13 protein-coding genes are annotated in these 12,221 nt (G+C 45.1%); 8 read left to right on the top strand and 5 right to left on the bottom strand.

Annotation, left to right across the window (positions count from 1 at the left end):
* Window positions 1-53 precede the first annotated feature (53 nt).
* The 8 genes from VB693_RS04995 (at window position 54) to VB693_RS04960 (ending at window position 6,481) form a co-directional block, all read left to right on the top strand.
* On the top strand, window positions 54-788 hold the full coding sequence (locus VB693_RS04995) for a 15,16-dihydrobiliverdin:ferredoxin oxidoreductase (RefSeq protein ID WP_323265301.1): 735 nt from the start codon (window positions 54-56) through the stop codon (window positions 786-788).
* Between the two features lie 116 nt (window positions 789-904).
* Complete coding sequence (locus VB693_RS04990) at window positions 905-1,651, top strand: phycoerythrobilin:ferredoxin oxidoreductase (RefSeq protein ID WP_323265300.1); 747 nt, start codon at window positions 905-907, stop codon at window positions 1,649-1,651.
* 544 nt (window positions 1,652-2,195) lie between these two features.
* Entirely contained in the window at window positions 2,196-2,714 is a 519-nt protein-coding gene (locus VB693_RS04985; protein ID WP_190702999.1) for a phycocyanin subunit beta, read from the top strand.
* 96 nt (window positions 2,715-2,810) lie between these two features.
* Entirely contained in the window at window positions 2,811-3,299 is a 489-nt protein-coding gene (gene cpcA / locus VB693_RS04980) for a phycocyanin subunit alpha (protein ID WP_190703001.1), read from the top strand.
* A 143-nt stretch (window positions 3,300-3,442) separates the two neighbouring features.
* Complete coding sequence (locus VB693_RS04975; RefSeq protein WP_323265299.1) at window positions 3,443-4,273, top strand: HEAT repeat domain-containing protein; 831 nt, start codon at window positions 3,443-3,445, stop codon at window positions 4,271-4,273.
* 51 nt (window positions 4,274-4,324) lie between these two features.
* Window positions 4,325-5,149: a HEAT repeat domain-containing protein gene (locus VB693_RS04970; protein WP_323265298.1), complete on the top strand. Its 825-nt coding sequence runs from the start codon at window positions 4,325-4,327 to the stop codon at window positions 5,147-5,149.
* Between the two features lie 145 nt (window positions 5,150-5,294).
* A complete protein-coding gene (locus tag VB693_RS04965) occupies window positions 5,295-5,519 on the top strand; it encodes a hypothetical protein (protein ID WP_323265297.1) in 225 nt (74 codons plus the stop codon).
* Window positions 5,520-5,572: 53 nt separating this feature from the next.
* Complete coding sequence (locus VB693_RS04960) at window positions 5,573-6,481, top strand: HEAT repeat domain-containing protein (protein ID WP_323265296.1); 909 nt, start codon at window positions 5,573-5,575, stop codon at window positions 6,479-6,481.
* Here the strand turns inward: VB693_RS04960 and VB693_RS04955 are convergent, their stop codons facing one another.
* The 5 genes from VB693_RS04955 to VB693_RS04935 form a co-directional block, all read right to left on the bottom strand.
* Window positions 6,482-6,808 carry a hypothetical protein gene (locus tag VB693_RS04955; RefSeq protein ID WP_190703010.1) on the bottom strand — a complete coding sequence of 109 codons (327 nt, stop codon included), beginning with the start codon at window positions 6,806-6,808 and terminating at the stop codon, window positions 6,482-6,484.
* Between the two features lie 340 nt (window positions 6,809-7,148).
* The gene (locus VB693_RS04950; RefSeq protein ID WP_323265295.1) at window positions 7,149-8,108 is read right to left on the bottom strand and encodes an orange carotenoid-binding protein; all 960 of its coding nucleotides are present in this window, start codon (window positions 8,106-8,108) and stop codon (window positions 7,149-7,151) included.
* Window positions 8,109-8,484: 376 nt separating this feature from the next.
* Window positions 8,485-9,678, bottom strand: a complete 1,194-nt coding sequence (locus tag VB693_RS04945; RefSeq protein WP_323265294.1) for a class I SAM-dependent methyltransferase — start codon at window positions 9,676-9,678, stop codon at window positions 8,485-8,487.
* A 291-nt stretch (window positions 9,679-9,969) separates the two neighbouring features.
* The gene (locus VB693_RS04940; RefSeq protein ID WP_190703020.1) at window positions 9,970-10,584 is read right to left on the bottom strand and encodes a HEAT repeat domain-containing protein; all 615 of its coding nucleotides are present in this window, start codon (window positions 10,582-10,584) and stop codon (window positions 9,970-9,972) included.
* A 159-nt stretch (window positions 10,585-10,743) separates the two neighbouring features.
* Window positions 10,744-12,039, bottom strand: coding sequence for a HEAT repeat domain-containing protein (locus VB693_RS04935; RefSeq protein ID WP_323265293.1), 1,296 nt, complete (start codon window positions 12,037-12,039; stop codon window positions 10,744-10,746).
* Window positions 12,040-12,221 lie beyond the last annotated feature (182 nt).

The raw sequence follows: 12,221 nt of genomic DNA, 5'->3' as shown, positions 1-12,221 counted from the left end.
TGTTCAAAAATCCCGTATTGTCAGAGGTTAAGGCAAATGAGTCTATAAATCTTATGTATAAGTGCTTCCTTGAGCATCTGGAACAATCCCTGGTTCAAAGGTTTAAATTGCAGAGTCGCTCAATTCCGGCAGGACTAGAGTATCAGGTAAGCGATCGCGGTAGAAATCCCGCTACCATTCAGAGCTGGTGCTATCAGTGTCCTGAGTATCGGAAAATCCGCTATACCTACATTGATGCAGGCGCAAGCGCCCAGATCCTTAATAGTGTAATTTATCCTAATCACTACTACGAGTTACCCTTACTTGGCATCGACTTTCTGTCTTTCGGTCAGATCAAAAATCTGATTGTCATGGATTTCCAGCCTTTATTTCAGGATGAAGCTTACCTGAGAAAGTACATCCACCCTTTGCAGACATTACATCAGAAGTATCCAGACCTTGTACAAGACCTGGAAATGAAATTTTATGATGCGAACCAATACTTTTCAAAATATCTGTTGTTTGCCAAAACCGATGCAGAAACGGTGAAAACGCGAGTGTTTGAGGCATTCAAAGATTATTTAAATCTGTACTGGCAGATGCTCGCAGAAGCTAAACCCCTGACTGATCAATCAGACATTCAACGGATTGTCAAAGCCCAAAAAGATTATGACCAATACAGTGCCGAACGTGACCCAGCCTCTGGTTTGTTTAGTAGCTATTTTGGACATGAATGGTCAGAGCGGTTTTTGCATGAATTTTTGTTTGAGGATGCTGTACCGTTAGCGACTAAGGCAGCCAAAAAGTAATTTGAATTTACTAAATGCAATAGCAAACGATACCACCCCAGATCACACCCGGCGATTAGTAGTGCTGCGCGATTTATGTATCGTGATTGTTAATTTTGAATTTGGAGCAAAGCGACGTGACTCTCTATCAGCCATTTTTGGATTACGCGATCGCGCTTTTACACGAACGTCTAGACTTGCAGCCTTATCCCATTCCCGTTGGGTTTGAGTCAAAACAGGCAATGGTAGGCAAAGGTAAACATCAAGAAGAAGTTTTAACCACCAGCTACGCTTATCAATCTCCCAAACTCCGGCAAATCCGAGCCGCCCATGTCCAGGGGGGTAACTCGCTGCAAGTGTTAAATTTTGTGATTTTCCCACACCTCAACTATGACCTGCCCTTCTTTGGAGCAGATTTAGTTACCTTGCCAGGAGGTCACTTAATCGCGCTGGATATGCAACCCCTATTTCGGGATGATCTAGAGTATCAAGGGAAATATACCCAGCCCATACTGCCAATTTTTCAGGCATATCAGCAGCATTTACCCTGGGGCGGCGACTTCCCCGCAGAAGCCCAGCCCTTTTTCTCACCCGCGTTTCTCTGGACTCGACCCCAGCAAACTGAGGTGGTGGAAACCCATGTTTTTGCGGCTTTTAAGGAGTATCTCCAGGCATACCTGGATTTTGTTGACCAAGCAGAACCCGTAACCGACTCCCAGCAAAGGGCTGATATTCAGGAAGCTCAACTGCGCTATCTGCACTACCGGGCAGAAAAAGACCCAGCACGGGGAATGTTCACCCGTTTTTACGGTACTGAATGGACAGAAGAATATATCCACGGCTTTTTGTTCGACTTGGAACGAAAGTTAGCTGCAACGAAGTGACAGGGGAAAAGAAAGCAGGGGGAGCAGGGGGAGCAGGGGGAGAAAAATACAATGCCCACCCACTCACTACTCAGCACTCAGCACTCAGCACTCAGCACTCAAGAAAAAAATCAGGATTGTAATGTTTCTTTACACTCCTGTTCATATTTCTTTTTACTGTACAAACGTAAAGATTTAGAGCTAATCTTCAGCCAGAGGTATGTATACTCTGCCTTTGATACTGAATTGCATTCCTCACCAGTTAAGTTTTTCCGCCATTGTAAAAAGTTCTTGATAATTTGTAATAAATAATGATCCAACGACATAGTATAAACAAAAATATAGACAAAACAGGTGCAACTTGTTTGGTTGCCTGATGAGTCAAGTTCTATAATTATTAAGAACTGTAAAAGTTTCCAAGCTTCCTTGTGGGAAGGAAGGAACGCATCTCGCAGGTCACTGTTCTATATTTTTTCGGCTGTTTAGGACTTGTTTAGTCTAAGCTAACCGAATTTTGTTTTGACCTAAATTGTCCGCAACTTAAACGAATTAGGAGATTGAGTTTATGTTCGACGCATTTGCAAAGGTTGTCTCCCAGGCTGATGCACGGGGTGAATACCTGAGTTCTTCTCAACTGGATGCTTTGAGTGCAATCGTTTCTGATGGCAACAAACGCATGGACGTTGTGAACCGTATTACCAGCAATTCATCCACAATTGTGGCAAATGCAGCTCGTTCTCTGTTTGCAGAGCAGCCCCAGTTGATTGCTCCTGGTGGTAATGCTTACACTAGCCGTCGGATGGCTGCTTGTCTGCGCGACATGGAAATCATCTTGCGCTACATCACCTACGCTATTTTCGCTGGAGATGCAAGCATTCTAGACGATCGCTGCCTCAACGGTCTGAGAGAAACATACTTGGCTCTAGGAACTCCCGGTGCTTCTGTAGCAGCAGGCGTTCAAAAGATGAAAGATGCTGCGGTTGCGATCGCAGGCGACACCAATGGTATCTCCAGAGGCGACTGTGCCAGCCTCATGTCTGAAGTAGCAAGCTATTTTGACAAAGCTGCTTCTGCGGTTTCCTAAATCAGCTATTCATCGATTTTTTTAATCAGCTTCAGATAGCTGAAGCGATTGCTAAAAGCCATTTCATCAAACAAGATTATTGGGAGAAAATCTAACATGAAAACCCCTTTGACCGAAGCAGTAGCTGCTGCTGATTCCCAAGGACGCTTTCTCAGCTCCACCGAAATCCAAACCGCATTTGGTCGTTTCCGCCAAGCTAAAGCAAGTTTAGAAGCTGCAAAAGGATTGAGCGAAAAGGCTTCTAGTCTAGCTTCTGGTGCTGCTAATGCTGTATACAGCAAATACCCCTACACCACCAGCACCTCTGGACCTAACTTTGCTTCTACCCAAACTGGCAAAGACAAGTGTGTTCGTGACATCGGCTACTACCTCCGCATGGTTACTTACTGCCTAGTTGTTGGTGGTACAGGCCCAATGGATGACTACCTAATCGGTGGTATTGCTGAAATCAACCGCACCTTTGATCTATCTCCTAGCTGGTATGTTGAAGCTCTGAAATATATCAAAGCTAACCACGGTTTGAGTGGTGATCCTGCTGTTGAAGCAAACTCCTACATCGACTACGCTATCAACGCACTCAGCTAGTAAGCTGCTTCGACCCGGAGGGGTATGCAATGACTGACAGAAGTTAGTGATTGTTTACCCCTCCGGGTATTGTTTTTTATAGTTAAAATTCAAAAGTCAAGTAAATTTGTTAGTTTTGGATTTTGAATTTTTGAACATTCTCTATGGACAACGAATCTAGTATTCGGGATGATAACCAATTAACTGTAGAGCAGGCGATCGCAAATCTCCAGGGTGAAGATTTGGGATTGCGCGTGTATGCTGCTTGGTGGTTAGGACGGTTTCGGGTGGATGTCCCAGAAGCCATTGATGTATTGATTACAGCACTAGAAGACGATGAAGATCGCACCAATGCTGGTGGCTATCCCCTGCGGCGAAATGCGGCGAGAGCATTAGGAAAACTGGGGGGAAAACGGGCAGTTCCGGCATTGATCCGGTCGCTGGAATGCTCTGATTTCTATGTTAGGGAAGCCGCAGCCCAATCTCTGGAGATGTTAGGAGACTTATCCTGCATTCCTAGGTTGATCGAGTTGCTCAATAATCAAGTTCCGGGAACGCTACCAGCACCAGAACCACCCCAGCTTACCCAACCCTTCGATGCCATTCTAGAAGCATTGGGAACATTAGGGGCAATCGATGCCATTCCCTTGATTGAAACATTTTTAGATCACTTCATTCCCCGGATTCAGTATGCCGCAGCACGGGCAATGTATCAGCTAACCTCAGAAGCAACTGAAATATCCAATCAGTATGGCGATCGCCTCATCCAAGCACTAGCTCACCAAGATTTGCAGCTACGTCGGGCAGTTTTGGCAGATTTGGGAGCAATTGGGTATTTACCAGCAGCCGAAGCGATTTCTGAGACTCTGGCAGAAAACAGCCTCAAGCTAATTTCCCTCAAGGGTTTACTGGAAAAGCAATTGCTACAGTCTACACCACCCGATTTATCCCCAGGGGCAATAAAAGTAATGAAATTAATGGATGCGCTATTGTAGCAGAAAGAGCGAAAATGTAAAAGGTATAACTTATCGCGTCCCTTCTCCCTCATGGCTGATTACCTTGACACTCTAATTCGTGCAGTAGAAGACGCAGATTCTTCTCTCCTTTTGCAAGAAGCTGTAAAAAACTTGGCAGAGGCTCGTTTAGAAGGAGCAATTCCCACCTTGATTGCCTCTTTGAGCTACAACAATCCAGGTGCAGCCGTGGCGGCTGTGGATGGGTTAATTCAACTTGGAGAACCCGCAGTACCGTTTCTGTTGGAGCTACTGGATAACCATAACTACACCGCCAGAGCTTGGACAATCCGCGCCTTGGCAGGAATTGGCGACCCCAGAGGGTTATTGACCTTGTTGGGAGCAGCCACGGCTGACTTTGCCCTCAGTGTCAGACGGGCTGCTGCTAGAGGTCTAGGAATGATGAAGTGGCACTGGTTTCCTGATGAACTCTTAGAAATTGCCCAAGCAGAAGCAATGGATGCCCTGCTATTTGTGGCTCAGGAAGATGACGAGTGGGTGGTACGCTATTCAGCCGTAGTCGGCTTACAGTTTCTGGCCGATGCAATTGCCGTGACTTATCCAGAGTGGCGATCGCAAATCCACTCACAGTTTGAACAAATGGCTGTCAAGGATGAAAGTTGGGCAGTGCGTGGGCGTGTCTGGATGGCACAGCAGCACCTCCAAGCAGAAACTGTTCCAGTTCAGCCCCAAATAATAGACGATCAACCCTCACCATTGTCCTCTATGGACTGGCAGAGGATTATGGAGGGTTTGTACGGGCGCAAAGACCAGGAACGGCAAGTGTTAGCAGAAGGAGATCCACGTCGATATCGAGAACTGGTCGTGGCGATCAATCAAAAGACTGGTGATGCTTAACCTATCAGACATCTCCAAAAAAAATTGTAGAGACGGAGCATCGCTACGTCTCTATACAAGTTTAAAAGGTTTGCCCTTTGGTAACTGGATCTGAGAAAATCGAACATGAACATTTAAAATCTGTACTTTAGGAAACACAACAAATATGGCTGATAATACAGAAATTACCTCAATCGATGAAGCTAACCCTGAAGAATTGACCGAAGCGATCGCTGAATTGGAACAATATCGGGAACGCCTGGTTAGTGACACCCTATCAATGGCACAACGCGCTAAAATCATGAAGGCACAAGCACTTGCTAGTCTGCAACCTCAGCTAGCCCAGATTGATGCAACTCTGGAGGCACTCCGCCAGCAGCAATCAGTCTAATTTGACCGATGGTAACTAGATCATTTAACAATCACGGTGATAGGGAATTTGTGATGAGTCACTCGCTCAACTCTAAAACTCCAGCAATGGATGATCCAATGCTGCGAGTTCAGGCTGAAAATGATGATCTGGTTCAGAGGGTGAATGAGCAGATTACTCTAGAAACCTTCGACTCTACAGATCAGAAAGTTCTTAAACAACTGGTGGAAGGTTTGGGAGATACCCGTGGATTGGTGCGACTGCGGTTTGCCGAAACCTTGGGTGAAATTGGTGAACCGGCAACCCCATTTCTAGTTGAGGCTCTAGCAAATCATGCTAATGTCGTTGTGCGGCGGGCTGCGGCTAAAACACTTACAATCATCTCTGACTCAAGTGCTGTACCAAACTTGCTTCATGCCTTTCTGAATGATGAGGATACGGTAGTCAGAAGTTCATCTGCTGGAGCGTTAGCAAGAACAGGAGAAGCTGCTGTACCCGCGTTGCTTGAAATTCTGGCATCCAACGAGCATTCTGAAGATATTAAAGGTCACGCTGCATGGGCATTGGCGTTTATTGGCTCAGAAGCAGCAGACTATCTGTACGAAGCATTGAACGCCGCTTCCCTTGATGTGCGATGTGCTGTAATTGGGGCTTTGGGTCATGTGGCGCAGGAGCAGTCAGACGAAAAATCTTGCAACCTTCTGGTTTCAGCTTTAACTGACCCAGAATCAATCATCCGTACAGAAGCAGCATCAGCATTGGGACAAGTGAATTATCCCCCCTCTGTTCCCCATTTAATTCTGGCAATTCAAGATACCGACTTAGATGTGAGGAAAGCAGCTATTAATTCCCTCGGTAAAATTGGCGATCGCAGTGCGTTAGAACCATTACAGGCAGTTCTTAATGATCAACAAGAAGTAGTGCGAATATTGGCTAAACTAGCGATCGCGCAAATTGAACGCCAATCAGAAGATGACTGGTAGCTACATCCGGGAAAGAGAGCCAATCTTAGCAACCTTCTCCTTATCAAGTCCCTTCAGTTCATCCAAATGTAACCATCCCTGTTTCACCAGAGTTGCAAACACAAATACGAGAACTGAATAGTTGTAATCATACTTGCCATCAATCTCGTGTCTTTTGGCACTGAGAAAGTTATGCAAACTCCAGATATCTTCTAACTTGCAAACCTTATCCGCGTTGTCGCGAACCTCCTGAATCAGAGCGTTGATTTCCCGCTCGTATGCTGTTTGAAATGCGGTTTGAGCAACTTCTTGTTCTAAATCAGACCAACTAACTTCGTTTACCTTCATGCGATTATCTTAAGATACCCTTTTTAGCAAGAGTATCTCTACCTATATTAATTACAGATTTTATACGGACGTTACAGGACAAGACAATGCTATGCCCTGATTGTAGAGAGTGTACCTCTTGCATAAATGCTGAAGCTGTCATGTTGAGCGAAGCGAAACATCTCAAAGATTCTACATTTCGTTCAGAATGACACATCTCATTTTCGGACTTTTGCAAGAGGTCTAGTGTACTGAATCAGACCACAGATTTAGGATGAGTGGGGAGATGAGCTTAATAAGCCTATCTCCCCATTTTCCAAGTGTATTTCTTTAACAGTATAAAAGGAGAATTACTCCCGTACTAGCGAACCAAATTGAGCAACTCTTTTGGAGATGCCAGTAAGTCGATCGCTACGAAAAAGATTTTATTATCAGGAGTAAGTAAGAATCTCCATGCCATGTTCATCCCAACACCAGCACCGAACCAAGGAGTTTGTACTTTACCTGTGACTTTGATTTGAGTGTAGCCATCCTCTGCGGGTTCAGAAACACCACGCTCTGGTATCAACTTCAGGTTTTGACAATCTTCTCTCAGAAAACGATAGACGGCATCCTTACCTGCGATCGGTTTTTGAAAAGGAGGTTGTAATGCACCATCGGGAGTGAATAACTCTATCAACGCATCAAAGTCATTGGCATTTAAGTTATCCATGTAACTTAGGATGGTGGGATTATCAACACCTTCAATAGCGACTGGAATCCGTTCAGCCATTTCTTTCGGCACAGCAACAGCTTCACTCACTTTGGTGTAGCTGCCCAACTTATTGGGGTCAAAACCCATATCAAGTACAGAATTACGCAGAACGGTAATTTGCTGTCCAGACTCTAGACCACGAATTGCTTGTAGAACTGCTGCGGCATTTGCCGATAGCCGATATCCTTCTGGAATCGGAGCGATAATACCTTGCTCCATCCACTGTCCCAACTGATACCAAAAACCAAGCTTGATATTGGCAGACCATATTCCGTAGGCACGACAAATAGGCGTATCAGCACGGTTTGCTAGGTCGCACATCACCTGAGTTTGTTCCCGGAACGACATTTGCTTCAGTTGATTCAATGTTCCTTCTGCAAATACCATGTTTGCTGCTCCTGGTGCAGCAATGGTGATTGTTTTACCCATTTCCAGGTAAGCAAACCAAATGAGAGCTAGCTGATCTTCAGCATTAAGTTGACCGAAGCGGGCAATGGTTGCTGGGACTAAATCGGCAGCAAGCGTTTCGGGAAAAATACCACGAGCTGAATCAATGGTAAAAGGCATAGGTGTACCTTGACTATGGGTTTAATGAGTATCAAGCTAAACGCTTAAAAAGCGTTTACAGCTTTAATTAATGTATACATAACTAGTATTATTAACTATTTGTAACAAAAAGTAAACAAAGTTAATGAAATTTTGTAGCTGTTTTGACAGCAATAGCAGGAAAAAGCTTACTTGCAAAGAAAAAATATCCCATCGCTCTGGAAGGTGGGGTATTTTGGCACGCTAATATCTATATAGTGATGCGATCGCCAATTTCGGTGATAACATCAACTAGCAACCATGAAATAGTGGTTAATTGAGACTATTTGCAATTCATCAGCGATCACTACGCCCTAGGCATCGCACACCATTAAAACGGTTGCTGATAGAGTCTTGACTACTCTGTTTTGGCAGTGAGGAGAATGATTTGCTGCCGTTGGAGCGATCGCACATCCTCTAAACTAGCGTCAATTCTCTGCAAGATTTGATTAACTGTTTGATTCTCATCACAGGCGCAAAGAAACTGCCACTCGGCATCATTTAGACGCACAATCTGATAGTCGTGATTGAAGAATTGTTGACTATCTCGCCATCCCTGAATGCAAGGACTTGGTTCGGGTATTGCAGACAGCAGCTTGGCATCAGATGCCCAATCTTCTCTGGTGATGGGGCTGCGTCCTAAGAAAAACTCGTAGTGGGTAATGGCTGGCGGATCGAGTAGTTCAATCAATCGATAAAGCTGGCGTTGGCTCAAATCTTGAGAACGTTCAATTAGTTCTGGTGCTTTACTAATTAATCGTGCTAAATCCCAAATCTGCGGATTAGAAAAGCCGAGAAACTCTAATCCTGACGCATCAATCAACTCAAACAGCGTATTGATGTTGTAATCAATCTCTTGCGGATGCACATACATATCTGCAAAGTAGCCATCCCGTTGATTTTCCCAAGACCAGCGTTCTTCTTCGCGCTTGCGGAGGCGGTTATCTTCTGGTAATGCTGCAAAAAGTTGTCGCCCAACTGCTACGCCATCGGTGTAATCACCTCGTTTATCACCTTGTAGTAGTGCGATCGCCTCTTGCATCAACTTGATTTCCCAACGTCCTAGTTCGCCATACACAAAAATGTGCATTATCCCACCCGGCGATAGCTTTTTTGCCAAGGCTTGAATCCCGCGAATTGGGTCAGGGGTATGGTGCAGAACTCCCACACAGTTAATCAGATCAAACTCACCCGGTAGTTGCTCGGCATCAAATAAACTCAGGTGATGAAATTCTACCCCTGTAGCCCCTGATTTTTGGCAACGCTCTTTAGCTACAGCCAATGCGCCAGCACTCAAATCAATCCCCACAACCGCCGCATCAGGATTGAGATGCACCAAATATTCTGTTCCTACCCCCGTTCCACAGCCAGCATCGAGGATGCGGACATTGTGATGAGGGGGTTTTTGTCCGGTGCAGAAGTTATACGCTGTCTGCCAGTTCCAACGCCAGTTATAACCTGGAGGTGGTTCATCTAATAACGGTTCTGGCGGGAATGGATAGGTATTGTAGAGTTTGGCAACTGCTGCACTAATTGTTTGAGAATCTGACATGGCTGGAGTAGAGTAATAAGATTTGATTTTTTAATTTAATGCCTTAATAGTCACTGTCAGCTACACAAAGCCCCTTACATTTGATGCCGTTTGTAGCTGTGCGCTGACAATGAGGACAGAGAATTTTTTCTGTTTCTGGAGCAATATTTTGACTGGTGCTGGCTTGTGGTTTGTCTGCGTCGGTTTGGAGATTCACGGTTATTAGGATAAAGAAACTTTTTGCAGTTTATCTTTACATTTTACAAACCCAAATTTTTTTCCTATCCCCTGTCACCTGTCCCCTGTCACCTATTATTGTTCTCCTCTCTGAAACTTCACCGTCATCTCTAGGCGAGACAATGCACTAGTCGCTGACTCGCGGACATAGGAATCGGTAGATTCATCCTGAATTAAAGATGTTAACACCTCTACACCTCGGCGATCGCCAATTGAGGCTAAAGCATTTACTAGGGAAATTCCCAGTGCGGGGTTATCTGTGGTTTGCAATGCTTCAATCAAAACATCCACAACGGGAGTACCAATTTCACCCAACGCCATCACGGCGGCAATATGCACCACAGGATTGGAGTCATTGAGGGCAGTCTTTAAACCCTGCACACCTTCTTCTGAAAAGGGAACATCTGGATGATTAATCGCCACTTGAGCCAGTGCTTTGGCGGCACTTCCCCGTACTGTGACATTTTCACTGTTAAGCAAAGCTGCAACCAGAGGAGTTACCGCATCATGACCGATCGCACCTAAAGCTTTCACAGCTGCTCGTCGATAGGTGGTATTTTCCTCATCAAGAATGCTCATCAGTCTGGGAATCGTTGTTGCATCAGGATTCTCAGCCAAAGCCCACATTGCTTGGTCGCGCAAGTGGGGGTTGGGGTGTTTAAGTTGTTGAAATAATTCTTCTGTAGACATAACAAAGTTTTAACAAAATAGATTATCAAAAATGTGCAAATAATGTGCAATAAAATCTTGACTCAGCACCGGCTAAACACCCCACTACCGCTAACATAACTCAGCACTGGCTAAACGCCTCGCTACCGCTAACAGCACCCCTAACTCAGCACTCAGCACTCATAACTCAGCACTCATAACTCGGTACTGCTTCTGTGATTTAGCTTTTTCCCGAATCAGCCAATCGTCATCGTTGGCGAGTTGTTCATAACCACTGGTATCACCAAGTTTTTCCAGTGCCATTAACGCCGCATACTTCAGATCCCAAATTTTGTTTTCTAGACAGGCTTTCAGTTCAGGAATTGCCCGTGCTTCACCGAGTTCACCGAGAGCGATCGCCGCAGCAGCCCGTGATTTTTGAAATTGTGGTTGTTTGTTATACAATCCTTCAATCAGCAAATCGTAGGCTGGGGAATGTTTCAACCAACCGAACAACTTGATCACATGGAAGTGTGCGCCATAGTCATTATTAGCTTCTTCGGTGTAGGTAGTAAACAAAGCTTCAGGAGCAGCATCGGCGTAATAGTCAAGAATAGTTTTGGCTGCCAAATAGCAACGCCCAAAGTCAGTTTCGTACAATCCTCGAATCAGAATTGGCAAAGTTGGGGGACTTGGGTAACTATGCACCAAACCCAAATCATGCGGATGGTCGTATAACGTCTGCTCTAAATAAGGTTGAATTGTGGCAAAAGTAATTGCTCCCGCAGAGATTCCGGCTTCTGCTAACGTCCGAATGCCTCGCAACCGAAAGATCAGAGATACTGGACATCGAGCAATATGAGGAATTGCGTCATAATATCGAGCATCCATCAAATCTTGGATGGATAACCGCCGTCCTAACACATTCGGGTGTTGCAACATCGCCACCACCTTCCCCATCTGGGAATAGTCCCCAGTTAAACGGCAAACTGCGGCCATTGCAGCACTTGCTGTAGGTGGGTCAGCATCATCTACAAACTTGCGAATACGTTCTAGGGCAGGTTGATAATTAAACTTTGTCAGTGTATGAATAATTACGCGGTGGGTTTGCCCCGGCTTATCCAGCAATTGAGCCACATCTTCTAGGATATCCGTGTCTTGAGTCCCAATTTCACCGATCGCCCAAACAGCATTTTCCACAGTGTAGCAGTCTTCATCACTCAGACAAGTGCGAATTACTGGTATGGCTACCTCCGCTTGCAATCGCCCCAAAGTTTCCACCGACTTACGGCGGACAATGCGGTTATCTAAGCTGGGGTCAGTTTGCTGCACAGCCCGCATCAGGGCATTAATAGATTGCTCGGTAGGGAAATTTACCAAATGAGAAGCCGCAATATAGCGTGAATCATCCTCACTCAACTGGTCTTGAGGCGTATCTAAAAGAGCGATCGCCTGGTCTTCTGTAAGATTAAAAAAATTAAAAAAGCGTTTATCCATATATATATCAGCAGTTAGCTGTCAGCCCTCAACAAATACTCCTTCTCTTGGCGTACCTCTGCGCTTACCTCTCTTACCCTCTGCGTTTAAATTTCACCCCTAAATACATCACGATTTTTAGTTTAAAACAAAACAAGCCCAGAGATTCTTTGCCATTACTCAACCTTAACAGGCAAAGCAAA

It is taken from the genome of Anabaena sp. UHCC 0399, from assembly GCF_034931465.1.
Taxonomy (GTDB): Bacteria; Cyanobacteriota; Cyanobacteriia; order Cyanobacteriales; family Nostocaceae; genus Trichormus; species Trichormus minutissimus.
The sequence above is the reverse complement of the archived record's forward strand: the minus strand, read 5'-3'. Positions and strand labels throughout refer to the sequence as shown.